The sequence below is a fragment of the Salmonella sp. FC25216 genome (assembly GCF_057751355.1).
In genome coordinates this window covers 87,222-105,312 of the sequence record NZ_JBDGON010000002.1, presented here as the reverse complement: position 1 = coordinate 105,312, position 18,091 = coordinate 87,222, and the positions used below count along the sequence as shown (strand labels likewise).

The window sequence follows — 18,091 nt, the reverse complement described above, 5'->3', positions numbered from 1 at the left end:
ACGAGGCTTAAAAGTGCAAAAATGATTCTACAATCTGTGTTAGATCATGTTACCGGTAAAATAACACCTAAGAGTAAGTGGCAAAGTTACTCAAACTCATTCCATGAACGACCGTCACGGGTAATCATCGCCACGGACGCTACCGGTCCCCAGGTGCCCGCCTGATACGGCTTCGGCGCATCGTTGTCCATCGCCCATGCTTCGGTAATGGAATCCACCCACTTCCAGGCTTCTTCCACTTCGTCACGGCGGACAAACAGTGCCTGAATGCCACGCATCGTCTCCAGCAGCAGGCGCTCATATGCATCCGCCAGGTGCGTCTGATTGAAGGTCTCGGAGTAGCTCAGATCAAGCTTCGTGATTTGCAGGTTATGCTTATGATCCAGCCCCGGCACTTTGTTAAGCACCTGAATATCTACGCCCTCATCCGGCTGCAGGCGAATCGTCAGTTTGTTCTGCGGCAGGTCTTGCCAGGACTCTTTAAAGAGGTTCAGTTCAGGCGTCTTGAAATAAACCACGACTTCAGAGCACTTGGTTGGCAGGCGCTTACCGGTACGCAGATAGAATGGTACGCCCGCCCAACGCCAGTTATCAATGTCAACGCGGATCGCGACGAAAGTTTCGGTGTTGCTGCTTTTATTCGCCCCCTCTTCCTCCAGATAGCCCGGCACCTTTTTACCCTGCGCAAAACCAGCGGTGTATTGACCACGAACCGTTTTTTCGCGCACGTTGGAGCGATCGATACGACGCAGCGATTTCAGCACTTTCACTTTTTCATCACGAATGCTGTCGGCGCTCAGGTCAGACGGCGGTGACATGGCAATCATGCAGAGAATTTGCAGCAAGTGGTTCTGGATCATATCGCGCATCTGGCCGGCCTGGTCAAAGTATCCCCAGCGCCCTTCAATCCCCACCTCTTCCGCTACGGTAATCTCAACATGATCGATAGTGCGGTTATCCCAGTTATTAACGAATAACGAGTTGGCAAAACGCAGCGCCAGCAGGTTGAGAACCGTTTCTTTGCCCAGATAGTGGTCAATACGGTACACCTGACACTCTTCAAAGTATTCGCCAACCTGATCATTAATCTCGCGCGAGGTTGCCAGTGAAGTACCCAACGGTTTTTCCATCACGACGCGCGCCGGTTTGGCGTTGAGTTTAGCTTCCCCTAACCCTTTACAAATAGCGCCAAAGGTGCTGGGCGGCATCGCAAAATAGTTAATGGTGGTGCGGTTTTTTTGATCCAGCATATCGCCCAGGCGACTAAACGCAGGCGTATCGTTAACGTCAAGATTACAAAAATCCAGACGGCCGCTCAGCGTATCCCACAATCCTTCATCGATTTTTTCCTTCATGAAGGTTTCCAGCGCTTCACGCACGACGTGGGTATAGGCTTCTTTATCCCAGTCCGCGCGCCCTACCCCAATAATACGGGTATCCGGATGGATCTGGCCGGCTTTCTCAAGCTGATACAGGGAAGGCAGCAGTTTCCGGCGCGCCAGGTCGCCTTTCGCGCCGAAAATGACCAGGTCACATGCCTGGGCTGTTTGCGTTACCGCCATGTCATTCTCCTCAGTTAATCTCCTGGTACTTTAGCCAGGAGATCGTTGTAATTTTATTACACAGCACTGTACTGCTTTTACGAGATTACGGAAACCGTAAACGCCTTTTCATGGGTGAACTGACGTTTGACTGGCAATATAATCGGCAAAACGCCTAATAAAATTGTCGTTTTTCCACACAAGCCGGAACCTAAAATCCGACATCGATCATGTAATGAAAAAAAACGACACCTTTTTTAACCATTTTGCTCCCTTCGGCAGTCGCCAGGGGTAATATCTAACAAAACGCGCTCGGTTTCGCGCATCATTGAAATCGCTAATACCCATGAGCCTTGCTAATCATGAATATGCTGGAAAAAGTCCAGTCTCAACTGGAACATTTAAGCAAATCTGAACGAAAAGTCGCCGATGTTATTCTGGCCGCCCCCGGCAGATCGATTCACTTAAGCATTGCCATGCTGGCCCAGGAAGCCAACGTTAGCGAGCCGACGGTGAACCGCTTCTGTCGCAGTATGAATACCCGCGGCTTTCCTGATTTTAAACTGCATCTGGCGCAAAGTCTGGCAAATGGCACCCCCTATGTTAATCGCAATGTGGATGAAGATGACAGCGTTGAGGCCTATACAGGAAAAATCTTCGAGTCCGCCATGGCCAGCCTCGACCATGTTCGCCAGTCGCTGGATAAATCGGCCGTCAACCGCGCGGTCGATTTACTGACCCAGGCAAAAAAAATCGCCTTTTTCGGTCTTGGTTCCTCCGCCGCGGTCGCACATGACGCCATGAACAAGTTTTTTCGCTTCAATGTACCGGTGATTTACTCCGACGATATCGTGCTGCAACGAATGAGCTGTATGAATTGTAGCGATGATGACGTCGTCGTGCTTATTTCTCATACTGGCAGAACCAAGAGCCTGGTGGAGCTGGCGCAGTTGGCGCGGGAAAACGATGCGATGGTGATCGCCCTGACTTCCGCTGGAACCCCGCTGGCGCGCGAAGCCACGCTGGCCATTACCCTCGATGTACCGGAAGATACAGACATTTATATGCCTATGGTCTCTCGACTTGCTCAGCTGACCGTGATAGATGTGCTGGCAACGGGATTTACTTTGCGCCGTGGGGCAAAATTCAGAGATAACTTGAAGCGTGTCAAGGAAGCGCTCAAGGAATCGCGTTTTGATAAAGAATTACTCACCAGGAGTGATGACCGCTAAAAGCAATAACAATGTTCTACCCTTTTCGTCATCCGGGGACGTTCATTTTATACCGTTAAGGTTTCAGAACGACCGGATCAATGTTCACGCAACACCAAGTTGTTTTAGTCAACGGAGTATTACATGTCCAGAAGGCTTCGCAGAACCAAAATCGTTACCACGTTAGGCCCGGCAACTGACCGCGATAACAACCTTGAGAAGGTTATCGCCGCGGGCGCAAACGTAGTACGTATGAACTTCTCTCACGGCTCGCCGGAAGATCATAAAATGCGTGCTGATAAAGTCCGTGAGATTGCCGCCAGACTGGGGCGTCATGTGGCTATTTTAGGCGACCTGCAAGGGCCAAAAATTCGCGTTTCCACCTTCAAAGAAGGCAAAGTGTTCCTCAACATTGGGGACAAATTTCTGTTAGACGCGAACCTGGGTAAAGGCGAAGGCGACAAAGAAAAAGTCGGCATTGATTACAAAGGATTGCCGGCAGACGTCGTTCCCGGCGATATCCTGCTGCTTGATGATGGTCGCGTGCAGCTGAAAGTGCTTGAAGTCCAGGGCATGAAAGTCTTTACCGAAGTCACCGTCGGCGGCCCGCTGTCTAACAATAAAGGCATTAACAAGCTCGGCGGCGGGCTTTCTGCCGAAGCACTGACCGAAAAAGACAAAGCCGATATTCAGACCGCTGCGCTGATAGGCGTTGACTATCTGGCCGTCTCCTTCCCGCGCTGCGGCGAAGATCTGAACTATGCACGCCGACTGGCACGCGACGCCGGCTGCGACGCGAAAATCGTGGCTAAGGTCGAACGCGCCGAAGCGGTATGCGATGAAAACGCCATGGACGACATCATTCTGGCATCTGACGTGGTGATGGTCGCTCGTGGCGACCTGGGCGTTGAAATCGGCGATCCGGAACTGGTCGGAATACAGAAAGCGCTGATTCGCCGTGCGCGTCAACTGAACCGCGCAGTCATCACTGCAACCCAGATGATGGAATCGATGATCACTAACCCAATGCCAACCCGTGCAGAAGTGATGGACGTGGCGAACGCCGTACTGGATGGCACTGATGCGGTTATGTTGTCTGCCGAAACCGCAGCCGGTCAGTATCCGTCTGAAACCGTTGCCGCAATGGCGCGTGTCTGCCTGGGCGCAGAAAAAATCCCCAGCATCAATGTGTCTAAACACCGTCTCGACGTGCAGTTCGACAATGTCGAAGAAGCCATTGCCATGTCTGCGATGTATGCGGCAAACCATCTGAAAGGCGTTACCGCGATCATCACCATGACGGAATCCGGTCGTACCGCGCTGATGACTTCCCGTATCAGCTCCGGCCTGCCGATTTTCGCCATGTCACGCCATGAACGCACGCTGAACCTGACCGCGCTCTACCGCGGCGTAACGCCGGTGCATTTTGACAGCGCGGCTGATGGCGTTGTCGCGGCGCATGAAGCTGTTAATCTGCTGCGCGATAAAGGGTATCTGGTTTCCGGCGACCTGGTGATCGTGACCCAGGGCGATGTAATGAGCACCGTAGGTTCGACCAATACCACGCGTATTTTGACCGTTGAGTAAAACTCACCCAGGCCTGATAAGCGTTGCGCCATCAGGTATTACTGACGAGTCCTGGAATAGGTTGACACTTTTCAGTCTTATAACGCCCGATGAACCTCATCGGGCGTTTTGTATTGTAGCGACAGATGAAGCCGCTATGTGTTGTAAATTTCTACCGACTCCCTGACCATCCTTCTTGCCTGTTCTCTATCTTCTGGTTCCGCACTTTCTGAGTGAAGAGGACGTGAGCCAGTCGGGTTAACCGTTTGTTCAGCCAGTTCAGCACAGTATGGTTGCCCGCGGTTTTGCGCCTGGCAGTATGTCATTTCGCCTTTTCCGACCTGCTCAACGACAGCCAGTTTAAAGGATAGAGAGTGATCGCGCCGTGTGCGTTTAACTTTTTGATTCATCAAACTTTCATCTGTCTATACGTTAAATGTGTCAACGTTATTCAGGGCGGGGCAACGGATATAAAAAAGCGAACCTTGTGGCTCGCTTTTTTATTCGCTGTCAGTTAATAGTTAAATCCAACGTTAATCGGTATTCAAACGCCCAACTGGTATGCCAGTCTTGTCCGTAGAAATGGATCAGTCCAGAGTAATGACCCGGTGGGATAGCCTGATTATCGCTGCGGCTCCATATAAATCCGGCCCGGTACCCGCCTGAGCTGCTACATCCCACGGCAGCGTTAAGAGGACGTTGTGAACAATCCGATTGACGATAGCCTTTGAGATTAACCGTATACTGCTGCCCACTGTTATCTACCAGCGTCACGGGCGTTGAGACTTTAGAATAATTGCCAGAAGGCGCCCAGTCCAGTTCTGTCGGGCCCGTTGTGGGCGCAGAGGTGACAAAACCTAAATCGGGATAACCTTTGATTGCCGAAGACGTATAGGTTGATGAATCCGTTGTGACGTACCATGTATCTTCAATGGTGTTGATAAACTTCACCTGGTCATTTTTTAATGACGACGTATTGATCGATGCTGTTACCGTGGCCTGACCAACATCATTACCACTTAGTTTCACTGTGGCGACGCCAGAACTGTTAGTATTGGTTGTTGACGCTGACAGCTTGTTCAGCGTGGTCTGCCAGTTAATGGCAGCATTAGGCACACTGTTATGGTTCACATCCTCAATTTGAGTGGTATAGGTAACAGTATCAGAGCCATTAGCGAGTGCGTCGGTTTTATCCACTGTCAGTGAAAGCAGCGTTGCCGTTTTCGCGTCGCCAATAAAGGTCACTTTAGCGGCTGACAGCGTTTTGCCATTACCTGGAACGGTTGCTGTCACCACCGCATCACGTGCTTTCAACGTATGGCCTGAAATGGAGGCAATACCCTGCTCGTTGGTTACGCTACTATTGGCCGTAAGCGTCAGATCCGGGTCGTCGCTGCTCCAGTTAATCGCCGTTGACGGCAGAACGTTGCCGTAACCGTCCTTCACGGTAACGGACCAGGTGACCGTGTCGGTGTTGTCCGCTACGGCCTGGGTTTTATCGGCCTTAATGTTTGAGAGCGTTGCGGTGTCAACATCACCGATAACGTTCAACTGTAATTCTTTCTGAGAATCGTTGATACCCGCCCCGACAGTCGTTGTACCGGCTTTGGTATCTGTGTAAGTCACACTGGCTAAACCATTGCTGTCGGTGACGCTGCTGTCGGCTGGCTGGAATGCCCCTCCGCTGCTATCAGTCCCCCAATTTACCGTCGCGTTAGCGACGGGATTGTTATTCCCGTCGGTGACGGCGGCCTGAAGCGTGATGACGTCTTTTCCGGCGACGATATCCGTCGTTTTGCTGGCAGTGATTTGCGAGAGCTTCTCTGTCGTGCTGTCAGCGATAAAACGCATCGTTACCGAGTGTGTACTGATGCCATTGAACGTGGCGACCGCTTTGCATGAGACAATATTCTCTGAAGTAACGGATACGGTAGATTTGCCCTCGGCATTGGTGGGTACGGTGTCGGCAGAGAGCTGTGCAGAACTCGCCGGGTCAAGACTCCAGGCTACGTCGCCCTGATTGATGACGTTGCCGTATTGATCCTTCACGGTGGCCGTTAAGTTAATCGCGTCCATTCCATTGGCTATGGCATCGTAGTCATGTTCCGGAGAGGTGATCGAGACCACTTTCGCGCTCAACTGATCCGGTACGATGTTGAGCTGAATGGTTTTCTCACTGTCATTCACGCTACTCGCCGTCACAGTTGTGACCTGTGCGAGTGTGCCACTAAAGGTGACAATCGCCTGACCCTGGGCATCCGTGGCCGTGGTGGTTTCGCTGAAGTTGCCCGAAGTATTATCGGATGACCAGTTCACGTTAGCGTTCGCAATAGGGTGCCCCGACGCATCCTGTACCGTTGCGGTAAGAGTGATAGTGTCTCTTCCTGCGGCGATATCGTCCGTTTTATTTGCCGTAAGCGTTCGGATGGCGGCCGATCCGGCGTCAGCGGTAAAGTTAACGGTTTCGGCGTTTTCAGGGTTACCATTGACTTCTGCGGTCACCACGTAATTTTCTACCTCGGTAGATGTTAAGGCGACGGTCACTTTACCTGCGATGTCAGAGGTGCTGGTGGTGGCTGACAGCTTGCCCGTAGCCGGGCTGACCGACCATTTTGCAGTAACACCTGCAACAGGATTGCTGTTGGCATCGATAACGGTGCCGGTATAGGTAATGCTATCCACGCCATTGGCGATGGCGGTAGTTTTACTCACGGTGATGTTTTCTATCTGTGCGGTAGCGGTATCACCGGTAAATGTGGTTACCGGCGCATTCCACGCCGCGCCCGTAGTTGCCTGGGCGGTGACGTTTACGTCACCTGCTTTCAGCGTTGTCACCGTCACCGTAGTGGTTCCGTTCACGTCCGTTTGGGTCGTTACTGCAGACAGTTTTGCCGTGGCAGGCGTTACCTTCCAGTTAACGTCCTGTTCCTTAACTGGATTGCCTTTTGCATCCGTCACGGTGGCGGTGTAGGTAATCTGGTCTTTACCATTGGCGATAGCCGTCGATTTATCTACAGTAATGTCAGTCACTTTGGCTGTTGCGGTATCTGCGGTAAACAGAAGGTCGGGCGAATTAACCGCCCCGCCGGTTGCGGCGCTGGCTGAGACGACGACCTTACCCTGCACGGATGAGACCAGCGTTACAATGGCATCACCTTGCTGGTCGGTGCTGTTTTGCGTGGTGCTCAGCGTGCCTTGTCCTTCCACGATTTTCCATTCAATTGCGCTGTTAGCGACAGGGTGCTCATTGGCATCGATAACGTGAGCTGTCAGCGTAATCCGGTCGTTTTGGTTAGCAACCGCCTGGGTTTTGTCGGCATTCACTGACTAAACGGATGCTGTGGCGTCATCGGCGAGGAAATTAACCGTGGGCGAAGTTTGCGATTGTTCTCCCAGTGTCGCGGTCACCGTCACGTTTTCTACGGCGGTGGAAGTCAGATCTACTGTCGCTTCCCCCTGCGCGTCCGTGCTGGTGGAGGTGGCGGACAGACTGGCCTGGGTACTGCTGGTTGCCCAGCTAATTTGTATTCCTTTTAATGGATTTTTATTGGCATCTTCAACCTTTACGTTGAACGTCACAGGATCGTGCCCGTTCGCGAGAGCTGACGTTTTGCTGACCGTTACGCTGCTCAATGTCGCGGTTTTAACGTCTGGCAGGAAGGTTAGCGTATCTGTTTTTAACGCTTCGCTGTCGCCTGTTGAGGCCGAAACGATGCCCTGTCCGGCTTTCGCTGATTTCAGCGTGACAGTGGCGATGCCATTTTCATCGGTATTACTCTGTTTATCCGCCAGGTGAGCGCTGCCGCTGGCCGAATCGATCGCCCAGTTAACGGGCTGGTTCACCAGCGGGTGCTGGCTGGCATCAGTGACCATCGCGCTGACGGTGATAGCGTCCTGATTATCGGCGAGAGCAAGGGTTTTATCGGCATCAATTTTTATGACTTTTGCGCTGCTGGCGTCGGCCGTAAACTGCAGCGTTTTACTCTGCATGGATTCGCCGTTATCCAGCGTTACACTCACCGTTGTGCTTATGATTTGACCGCTGGTGACAGAGGCGACGGCATTACCCTGGCTATCCGTTGTGCTTGATGGTGTGTTTAGCATCGCGCCAGCATTGTCGCTTTCCCAGTGCACGGTCACGCCCTGAACAGGATTATTCATCGCATCCACCACGTGCGCAGTCATTGAAATCGCATCCTGACTATTCGCCAGCGCTGTGGTTTTGGACGCATCAAGTGTGGCGAAATGCGCGGTGTCTTTCACTGCCGTAAGGTTAATGGTGGTTGTGTTGAGCTTGGTCGTCTGATTGTAGAGAGGCTGAACGATAACCGCGCCAGGCTGGGTGCCTGCGGTGAAGGTACTGACGTACACGCCCGGCGATTGCTCTTTAAACTCGCTGATTTTTTCCGCTACCGGCGAGGCCGCCGATGCCCCCTGAATCTGCGTGTTACGAATGAGCTGGGCGCTAAGGCTACTGGCGAGGCCGGTAATTTTTTGCCCGCTACCGGACGTAACAGTAACGCTCACCTGCGTGGTGCTGACGCCGTCTGCCGGCAGAGTTGTGCTGGCCGCTGTGGTTGCGGTAACAATGTCATTAGGGTTAAAGCCGCTCACGGCGACAGTCATATGGCTGACGTCAGATTTATTACCCTGGTTGTCGTATGCCGTGGCGGCGACAACATACATATTCTTCTCGGCACCATTTTGCACGTAGTGCGGCATCGTAACCGTCCACGTCCCATTTTCCTCGGTGATGTTGCCGCCGTTCTGTATCAGGCTATCATCCTGCCAGGTGATATGATCGAGAGGATATTTACTCTTCACAGTTACGTTGACAGGCAGGGTTTCATCTTCCACGCCGGTCATTTTTTCCGGCACTTTCAGCGAAATTAACTCTTTCTTGCGGTATTCCAGCACGATAGTGTTATTGCGATTAACCAAATCAAGGCGACTGCCGAGAAGTGTGCGGCGGTTTTTGACATTATCGGCGTCGAGCTGAGCATTGAGCGGCGAGCCGAGCATCCAGTTAACCGCCATCTCAATTTGAGTATCGTTATGATTGCCTTTCCCCATTTTTTGATTTAAGCCAACGGAAAACAGCGGAACCGGGGTGTAATTAACGCCTGCGGTCAAAGCATAAGGATCACGTTGACGGTCGTCGTCGCTATCGCCAAACAGAGCAACGCCATCGCCATAATACTGCTCCCAAATCAACTGAGCGCCTAGCTGCGGATATGCTGGTAAATAGCCTTCGGCTCGCACATCATAGCCGTTGGCGACACGTTCTTCGTAATCAGTATGGTCTTTCGAATCTTTCCAGCCAGAAAGACGCTGATAGGCGTTGGCGCTCAGCTTGAAATAATCCCAGCCAAGCTCGCCGCCGAAACCCAGACGCTGGTGGGTAACACTGGAGATTTGCTGATCATAAAATGCGTTAACGCCCCACATCCAGTGGTCGGCGAAATAGCGGTAGCCCACGCCTGCGTTGATAATATTACGATCGTCATCGCGTCTTCCGCCTAATTGTGTAAATAACAGGTTGTGTTTCTTGTCATCATAAAGCGGCAACAGTATATCCAGGCTAGCACTTTCCAGCGACAGATCGTTATCGAGACCCAGATTTACCCTCGCCGTACCAAATTGCTGAAGCCAGTTTTGTACTGCATTAGTGGCGTAAGCAGATCCATTATTAATCGCAGAATTGATTAATGCATCCGTTTTGTTATCCTGATTCAACATAGCACCAGTGCTGGAAAGCACATTCGCGAGATTCTTACCTGCATCGTCTTCTTTCGCCGTGTTTGATGCCGCTGTGACCGTTGTCTGTGGCGCTGACGGGGGGGTAGTTTCCGCTCTGATCGGGAATGAAAATACAAAAGAGTTAATAAATAAAAATATTATATGAACACATATTTGTATGCAGGCCGTAAATCGAGTGGAAAAACGCATAGCCAAAGTCCTTTTAGGTTAATGACGAGGTAGAATAAAAACCACTTGAGAGTATATTAATATTTTTTCAGGAAGCAGTTTTATGATTTCTTATTTATAAATTTAGTTTTTCTAACATCATAAAATAACAAACAGTTACATTATTTAAATGATCTAAAAGAAGGAGATTTATAGCTGCCCCCATAATTAATAATAGATCCGGCATTCGCTATGAAGAGACAAAAAATAATATTCTTCAAGAGAGCTATTTTATTTTCTATTATGGGTAATTTATTGATTATCCATAATTATTATAGTAAGCCTTCCATTAACCTTCAGTTTTAGCGACGCGTTCGTTTGTATGCTGCCGCTGGCGGTATGTCATTTCGCCTTTTTCGACCTGTTCAACGACGACCGGTTTAAACAACAGTGAGTCATCGTGTTGTGTGCGTTAACTTATTGGTTCATCACGTGTATAAGCAAAATGTGCCAACGCTATTCAGGACGGGGTATACACAATATAAAGCCTCTCTTACGAGAGGCTTTATTTATTTGATGGGATAAAGATCTTTACGCTTATACGGCTGGATCTCGCCCGGCTTTCGAGTTTTGAGCAATTTCAGAATCCAGGTGTACTGTTCCGGATGCGGGCCAACAAAAATTTCGACCTCTTCGTTCATTCGTCTGGCGATAGTGTGATCGTCAGCGGTGAGAAGATCGTCCATTGGCGGGCGAATCTGGATGGTCAGGCGATGCGTTTTACCATTATAAACCGGGAAAAGCGGTATCACGCGTGCGCGACACACTTTCATCAGCCGACCAATCGCAGGCAGCGTCGCTTTGTACGTTGCAAAGAAATCAACGAATTCACTATGCTCCGGGCCGTGATCCTGGTCCGGTAGGTAGTAACCCCAGTAGCCCTGGCGAACAGACTGAATGAAGGGTTTAATCCCGTCATTACGCGCATGTAAACGTCCGCCGAAACGCCGACGCACCGTGTTCCAGATATAGTCAAAAACAGGGTTACCCTGGTTATGAAACATCGCCGCCATTTTTTGCCCTTGCGAGGCCATCAGCATGGCCGGAATATCCACACCCCAGCCATGCGGCACAAGGAAAATGACTTTCTCGTCGTTACGCCGCATCTCCTCAATGATTTCCAGACCTTCCCAGTCAACACGCTGTTGAATTTTTTTCGGACCGCGCATCGCCAGCTCAGCCATCATCGCCATCGCCTGCGGCGCGGTGGCGAACATTTCATCGACAATTGCTTCGCGCTCAACTTCGCTACGCTGCGGAAAGCACAATGACAGATTAATCAGCGCCCGGCGACGGGAGCTCTTTCCCATACGTCCGGCAAAACGCCCCAGCGTCGCCAGCAAAGGGTCGCGAAATGATGCCGGGGTTAATGCGATCCCCGCCATTGCCGCAGCGCCCAACCAGGCGCCCCAATACTGCGGATAGCGAAAGGATTTTTCAAATTCAGGGATATATTCTCTATTATTTTTTTGGGTTTTCATGCTGTTCCAGGGTCTGCTGACGCGAAAAGGAATTGTGAATAGTGTAGCGGCGTCTGCGCCTCACACAAAACAAAAAAGCCGGTACACATCGCGTACCGGCTCTGTCAGCACATTTGTTAATCGAAACGCAGTTGCGGCAGAACCTCTTTCACCTGCGCCAGGTATTCACGACGATCTGATCCCGTCAGACCTTCCGTACGCGGCAATTTTGCTGTTAGAGGGTTAACGGCCTGCTGGTTGATCCATACCTCATAATGCAGATGCGGCCCTGTGGAACGCCCGGTATTACCAGAAAGCGCAATACGATCGCCACGTTTCACTTTTTGCCCCGGTTTCACCAGCAGCTTACGCAGGTGCATATAGCGCGTGGTGTAGGTGCGTCCATGACGAATCGCGATGTAGTAACCGGCAGCGCCGCTACGTTTAGCAACCACTACCTCGCCATCCCCCACCGACAGCACCGGCGTCCCCTGCGGCATCGCAAAGTCAACGCCACGATGCGGCGCAACGCGTCCAGTAACCGGGTTCAGACGACGCGGATTAAAGTTGGAGGAGATGCGGAACTGTTTTGCGGTCGGGAATCGTAAAAAGCCTTTCGCCAGGCCGACACCGTTACGGTCATAGAATTTACCGTCAGCGGCGCGAATGGCGTAGTAATCTTTGCCATCGGAACGCATACGCACGCCCAACAACTGACTCTGCTCGCGCTTGCCGTCCAGCATCTCACGCGACATCAGAACCGAAAATTCATCGCCCTTTTTCAGCTTCCGAAAATCCATCTGCCACTGCATCGCTTTTATCACTGCGCTGATTTCGCTACTGGTTAAACCTGCCTCTTTCGCGCTGGCGACAAAGCTACCACCTACCGTGCCTTTCAGCAGGCTGTTGACCCAGTCCCCCTGCTGCATTTCACTGCTCATTTTGAAACCGTTTGCAGTGCGATCGTAGGTACGCGTTTCACGGCGGGAGACTTCCCATGTCAGACGCTGTAAATCGCCATCGGCGGTCAGTGTCCATGAGAGTTGTTGACCAATTTTCAGATTTCGCAGCTCCTTATCAGAAGCGGCAAGTCGACTAATATCGGCCATATCGATGCCGTACTGATTCAGAATGCTGCTTAGCGTATCGCCTGTAGAGACGACGTATTCATGGACGCCGACTTCGCCTGAGGTTTTATCGTCCAGCTCATCCTGAGGAATAGCTTCATCTTCCTGGGCGGCCTGATCGATGGGTTCACTGGCCTCAGGTAAGAGGGAACGAATCTCGCTTTTCTCCAGTTCAATAGTTTTAACGATTGGCGCGGATTCCGGGTGGTAGACATATGGCCGCCATACGGCGACGGCCAGTGTCAGAACGGTAAGTGACCCCAACATAACGCGATGGGGTCGGGGCAGATTATTAAATGCCAGGGCGACAGAGCGGGCTATCTGTTGCACGTATTCACTTCCTCATTAATCTCCTTTCAGGCAGCTCGCATACTGGTTGGCTAATTGGCTTAAAAACGCTGAATAGCTTGTTTTACCCAGTTTAATGTTCGTCCCGAGGGGGTCCAGTGTTCCCATTCGAACGGATGTCCCTCTCGCCACGGCTTCCACGACCGCTGGCCTGAATTGTGGCTCAGCAAAAACGCAGGTTGCTTTTTGCTCAACCAACTGTGTTCTTATTTCATGTAAACGCTGCGCGCCAGGTTGTATCTCAGGGTTCACGGTAAAGTGACCGAGTGGGGTGAGTCCGTAGTGTTTTTCGTAGTAACCGTAGGCGTCATGAAAAACGAAATACCCTTTCCCCTTGAGCGGCGCGAGCTCGTTACCGACCTGTTTATCGGTTGCGGCTAATTGTGCCTCAAAATCCTTCAGGTTGGCGTCGAGTTTGGCTCGACTTTGCGGCATAAGTTCCACTAATTTTTCATGGATTGCAACCGCTGTAGCCCGCGCTATCTCTGGGGAAAGCCAAAGATGCATGTTATATTCGCCGTGATGGTGATGTACGTCACCTTTTTCATCATCGGCATCAGCGTGCGCATGTTCATCCTCATCATCATCCGCGCCCTTCATGAGTAATGGCTTCACATCGGCAAGTTGCGCAATGGTAACCTGCTTATTACCAGGAATATTCCTGACCGACTTATCCATAAAGGCTTCCATTTCCGGGCCAACCCAGACGACTAAGTCCGCGCCCTGTAAGCGTTTTACGTCTGATGGACGCAATGAATAATCATGCTCGGAAGCCCCATCCGGAAGTAAGACTTGCGTATCCGTAACGCCGTCAGCAATGGCGGAAGCGATAAACCCAAGCGGTTTAAGCGAAGCGACAACGGCGGCGTCGGCAGCCTGGGTTGCACTCCCCCAAAGCGCGGCGGATAATGCTGCGAAAAGAAGCGTATTTTTCTGTAACATAATGCGACCAATCATCGTAATGAATGTGTGAAATGTGATATTATAACATCCTATCACTTCTGCAAGCCTAAAATTGACATGACAAGTTTAGTTTCACTGGAAAACGTCTCGGTCTCATTTGGTCAACGCCGCGTCCTCTCTGACGTGTCGCTTGAATTGAGCCCCGGAAAAATTTTAACGCTTCTCGGTCCTAACGGCGCGGGGAAGTCAACGCTTGTGCGCGTGGTTTTAGGACTGGTAGCTCCTGATGAAGGAGTGATCAAGCGCAACGGACAACTCCGTATCGGCTATGTCCCACAAAAGCTCTATCTCGATACCACGCTTCCGCTGACGGTAAACCGATTTTTACGTTTACGTCCCGGCACACAAAAAACGGATATTCTTCCGGCGCTTAAACGTGTTCAGGCCGGACATCTGATTGACGCACCCATGCAAAAACTCTCCGGCGGCGAGACACAGCGCGTACTGCTGGCCCGCGCTCTGCTTAACCGGCCGCAGTTGCTGGTACTTGATGAGCCGACGCAAGGCGTGGATGTCAACGGCCAGGTCGCGTTATACGACCTTATCGATCAGTTGCGCCGCGAACTCGATTGCGCCGTGCTAATGGTGTCGCATGATCTACATCTGGTAATGGCAAAAACAGATGAGGTGTTATGCCTGAACCATCATATTTGCTGTTCCGGCACGCCGGAAGTGGTGTCTATGCATCCGGAATTTATCTCTATGTTTGGTCCGCGCGGTGCAGAGCAACTGGGGATTTATCGCCATCATCATAATCATCGCCATGATTTACAGGGCCGTATTGTACTGCGCCGGGGAAATGGTCACTCATGATTGAATTATTACTGCCCGGCTGGCTAGCCGGAATGATGTTGGCCTGCGCCGCAGGTCCGTTGGGCTCATTCGTGGTCTGGCGTCGGATGTCCTACTTTGGCGATACACTGGCTCACGCGTCGCTTCTGGGCGTGGCGTTTGGCCTGTTGCTGGACGTTAACCCCTTTTATGCGGTAATCGCCGTTACGCTGCTGCTGGCCGCCGGTCTGGTATGGCTGGAGAAACGCCCTCACCTCGCGATTGATACCTTACTGGGCATTATGGCGCATAGCGCTCTGTCTTTAGGACTGGTCGTTGTCAGCCTGATGTCCAATGTTCGCGTTGATTTAATGGCTTATCTGTTTGGCGATTTGCTGGCCGTCACGCCGGAAGATCTTATCTCGATCGCCATTGGCGTAGTTATTGTGCTGGCTATTCTCTTCTGGCAGTGGCGCAACTTGCTGTCGATGACTATCAGCCCGGATCTTGCCTTTGTCGATGGCGTGAAGTTACAGCGCGTGAAGCTGCTATTGATGCTGGTAACGGCGTTAACCATCGGCGTAGCGATGAAGTTTGTCGGGGCACTGATCATTACATCACTACTGATTATCCCCGCCGCAACCGCGCGTCGCTTTGCCCGTACGCCGGAGCAGATGGCGGGTGTAGCGGTGGTAACAGGAATGATCGCCGTAACGGGCGGACTGACCTTCTCCGCGTTCTATGATACGCCAGCAGGTCCGTCAGTGGTATTGTGCGCAGCCATGCTGTTTATCTTCAGCATGATGAAAAAACAGGCGAGCTAGGGGATGTTACCGGGTGGCGCAGTTCAACACCGCCATCCGGCATAATCAAGCTTAAGGCATTTCCGGCGGCGTAATACCAAAGTGGTTCCACGCACGCACTGTTGCCATTCTGCCGCGTGGCGTGCGCTGTAAAAAGCCCTGCTGAATCAAATACGGCTCCAGCACATCTTCAATGGTTTCACGCTCTTCGCCAATCGCCGCCGCAAGGTTATCCAGTCCCACCGGACCACCGAAGAATTTATCAATAACCGCCAGCAGCAGTTTGCGATCCATATAGTCAAACCCTTCCGCATCGACGTTCAACATATCCAGCGCCTGCGCGGCAATTTCCGCAGAAATAGCCCCGTCATGCTTCACCTCGGCGAAATCACGCACACGTCTGAGCAGACGGTTGGCTATACGCGGCGTACCGCGCGCCCGACGCGCCACTTCCAGCGCGCCGTCATCGCTCATCTCAAGCCCCATGTGCCGGGCGCTGCGCCCGACAATGTGCTGCAGATCGGGCACCTGATAGAACTCCAGGCGCTGCACGATACCAAAACGGTCGCGTAGCGGCGAGGTCAGCGAACCTGCTCGCGTCGTCGCGCCAATGAGCGTAAACGGCGGCAGGTCGATTTTAATCGACCGCGCGGCTGGCCCTTCGCCAATCATGATATCCAACTGGTAATCTTCCATCGCCGGGTAGAGCACCTCTTCCACCACCGGTGAAAGCCGATGAATCTCATCAATAAACAGCACATCATGCGGTTCAAGATTGGTGAGCATGGCCGCCAGATCGCCCGCTTTTTCCAGCACCGGGCCGGATGTGGTACGCAGATTAACGCCCATTTCATTGGCCACGATATTCGCCAGAGTCGTTTTACCTAACCCTGGCGGACCGAAAATCAGCAAGTGATCTAATGCGTCGCCGCGCAGTTTTGCCGCCTGAATAAAGATCTCCATCTGGGAGCGCACCTGCGGTTGACCGACATACTCCGCCAATAACTTAGGGCGAATGGCGCGATCGGCAACTTCCTCTGCGATCGTGGCGCCTGCTGAAATCAGGCGATCTGCTTCTATCATCCTTTACCTCATAACGCGGCGCGTAACGCGTCGCGAATCAGTGTTTCACTGCTTGCGTCCGGACGAGCGATTTTGCTCACCATCCGACTGGCTTCTTGCGGTTTATAACCCAGCGCCACCAGCGCAGCAACCGCTTCTTGCTCAGCATCGTCCGTTGTCGGGCTGGCTGGCGACGTCAATACCAGATCGACCGCTGGCGTAAAGAGATCGCCATGTAGCCCTTTAAAGCGGTCTTTCATTTCCACAATCAATCGTTCAGCGGTTTTTTTACCGATGCCGGGTAATTTCACCAGCGCCGCAGGATCTTCACGTTCAACCGCATTGACGAACTGTTGCGCCGACATGCCGGAGAGGATCGCCAGCGCCAGCTTAGGCCCGACGCCATTTGTTTTGATTAGCTCTTTAAACAGCGTGCGCTCTTGCTTATTGTTGAATCCGTACAGCAACTGCGCATCTTCACGCACCACAAAATGGGTAAAGACAGTCGCTTCCTTTCCGGATTCCGGGAGCTCATAGAAACAGGTCATGGGCATATGCACTTCATAGCCTACACCCCCTGTCTCCAGCAGCACAATCGGGGGTTGTTTTTCGAGAATAATGCCTCTGAGTCTGCCAATCACATGACGCTCCTGCGTAAAGGGCTGAAAAGGTAAAGCCGTATCATAAAAAAAGGCTGGATAGATATCCAGCCTCATTTGTCATTATCGCAACCTTCCCCGCGCCAGATTGAGTCGGCTCTCGCTCATTTGCATCGCGTTCTGGCTAACGTGGCAATGCGTAATCGCGATAGCCAGCGCATCTGCGGCGTCTGCCTGCGGGTTAGCGGGGAGCTTCAGCAACGTTCGCACCATATGCTGCACCTGGCTTTTCTCCGCGCTACCAATACCGACGACGGTTTGCTTCACCTGACGCGCCGCGTATTCAAACACCGGCAGTTCCTGGTTGACCGCGGCGACAATTGCTACGCCGCGCGCCTGTCCCAATTTGAGGGCTGAATCGGCATTCTTCGCCATAAACACCTGTTCGATAGCGAAATAGTCCGGCTGGAACTGCGTAATGATTTCCGTCACGCCTGCGTATATGAGCTTCAAACGAGACGGCAGATCATCGACTTTAGTGCGAATACATCCGCTGCCCAGATAGGTCAGTTGCCTGCCGATCTGACGAATAACGCCATAACCGGTGATGCGCGACCCCGGGTCAATGCCGAGAATAATAGCCATCACGCATCTCCTGTTATGTTCGGATTCA

13 protein-coding genes are annotated in these 18,091 nt (G+C 51.9%); 4 read left to right on the top strand and 9 right to left on the bottom strand.

Annotated features, from left to right (window positions below):
- Window positions 1–86 precede the first annotated feature (86 nt).
- The gene (zwf, locus tag AC3G3F_RS03970; RefSeq protein WP_023246237.1) at window positions 87–1,562 is read right to left on the bottom strand and encodes a glucose-6-phosphate dehydrogenase; all 1,476 of its coding nucleotides are present in this window, start codon (window positions 1,560–1,562) and stop codon (window positions 87–89) included.
- Between the two features lie 341 nt (window positions 1,563–1,903).
- Here zwf and AC3G3F_RS03965 point away from each other — a divergent pair, with 341 nt between their 5' ends.
- On the top strand, window positions 1,904–2,773 hold the full coding sequence (locus AC3G3F_RS03965) for a MurR/RpiR family transcriptional regulator (protein ID WP_001056723.1): 870 nt from the start codon (window positions 1,904–1,906) through the stop codon (window positions 2,771–2,773).
- A gap of 123 nt (window positions 2,774–2,896) precedes the next feature.
- Window positions 2,897–4,339 (top strand): pyruvate kinase, encoded by a 1,443-nt coding sequence (pyk, locus tag AC3G3F_RS03960; RefSeq protein WP_023246238.1) that lies wholly within the window; start codon window positions 2,897–2,899, stop codon window positions 4,337–4,339.
- A 489-nt stretch (window positions 4,340–4,828) separates the two neighbouring features.
- Here the strand turns inward: pyk and AC3G3F_RS03955 are convergent, their stop codons facing one another.
- The 5 genes from AC3G3F_RS03955 to znuA form a co-directional block, all read right to left on the bottom strand.
- Complete coding sequence (locus AC3G3F_RS03955; protein WP_488394485.1) at window positions 4,829–7,642, bottom strand: Ig-like domain-containing protein; 2,814 nt, start codon at window positions 7,640–7,642, stop codon at window positions 4,829–4,831.
- A gap of 3 nt (window positions 7,643–7,645) precedes the next feature.
- Window positions 7,646–10,267 carry an inverse autotransporter beta domain-containing protein gene (locus AC3G3F_RS03950; RefSeq protein ID WP_488394483.1) on the bottom strand — a complete coding sequence of 874 codons (2,622 nt, stop codon included), beginning with the start codon at window positions 10,265–10,267 and terminating at the stop codon, window positions 7,646–7,648.
- A gap of 527 nt (window positions 10,268–10,794) precedes the next feature.
- Window positions 10,795–11,766, bottom strand: coding sequence for a lauroyl-Kdo(2)-lipid IV(A) myristoyltransferase (gene lpxM / locus AC3G3F_RS03945; protein WP_023248791.1), 972 nt, complete (start codon window positions 11,764–11,766; stop codon window positions 10,795–10,797).
- 116 nt (window positions 11,767–11,882) lie between these two features.
- A complete protein-coding gene (gene mepM, locus AC3G3F_RS03940) occupies window positions 11,883–13,202 on the bottom strand; it encodes a murein DD-endopeptidase MepM (protein WP_023248792.1) in 1,320 nt (439 codons plus the stop codon).
- Window positions 13,203–13,217: 15 nt separating this feature from the next.
- Window positions 13,218–14,162 carry a zinc ABC transporter substrate-binding protein ZnuA gene (znuA, locus tag AC3G3F_RS03935; protein ID WP_488394480.1) on the bottom strand — a complete coding sequence of 315 codons (945 nt, stop codon included), beginning with the start codon at window positions 14,160–14,162 and terminating at the stop codon, window positions 13,218–13,220.
- Window positions 14,163–14,240: 78 nt separating this feature from the next.
- Here znuA and znuC point away from each other — a divergent pair, with 78 nt between their 5' ends.
- Window positions 14,241–14,996 carry a zinc ABC transporter ATP-binding protein ZnuC gene (znuC, locus tag AC3G3F_RS03930; protein WP_053508920.1) on the top strand — a complete coding sequence of 252 codons (756 nt, stop codon included), beginning with the start codon at window positions 14,241–14,243 and terminating at the stop codon, window positions 14,994–14,996.
- Window positions 14,993–15,778, top strand: a complete 786-nt coding sequence (gene znuB / locus AC3G3F_RS03925; protein WP_023248795.1) for a zinc ABC transporter permease subunit ZnuB — start codon at window positions 14,993–14,995, stop codon at window positions 15,776–15,778. Before znuC ends, znuB begins: the two co-directional genes overlap by 4 nt.
- A gap of 51 nt (window positions 15,779–15,829) precedes the next feature.
- On the opposite strand, the gene ruvB is transcribed toward znuB, so the two are convergent.
- The 3 genes from ruvB to ruvC form a co-directional block, all read right to left on the bottom strand.
- A complete protein-coding gene (ruvB, locus tag AC3G3F_RS03920; protein WP_000568510.1) occupies window positions 15,830–16,840 on the bottom strand; it encodes a Holliday junction branch migration DNA helicase RuvB in 1,011 nt (336 codons plus the stop codon).
- 8 nt (window positions 16,841–16,848) lie between these two features.
- The gene (gene ruvA / locus AC3G3F_RS03915) at window positions 16,849–17,460 is read right to left on the bottom strand and encodes a Holliday junction branch migration protein RuvA (RefSeq protein WP_023248797.1); all 612 of its coding nucleotides are present in this window, start codon (window positions 17,458–17,460) and stop codon (window positions 16,849–16,851) included.
- Window positions 17,461–17,541: 81 nt separating this feature from the next.
- Window positions 17,542–18,063 (bottom strand): crossover junction endodeoxyribonuclease RuvC, encoded by a 522-nt coding sequence (gene ruvC / locus AC3G3F_RS03910; protein WP_023248798.1) that lies wholly within the window; start codon window positions 18,061–18,063, stop codon window positions 17,542–17,544.
- Window positions 18,064–18,091 lie beyond the last annotated feature (28 nt).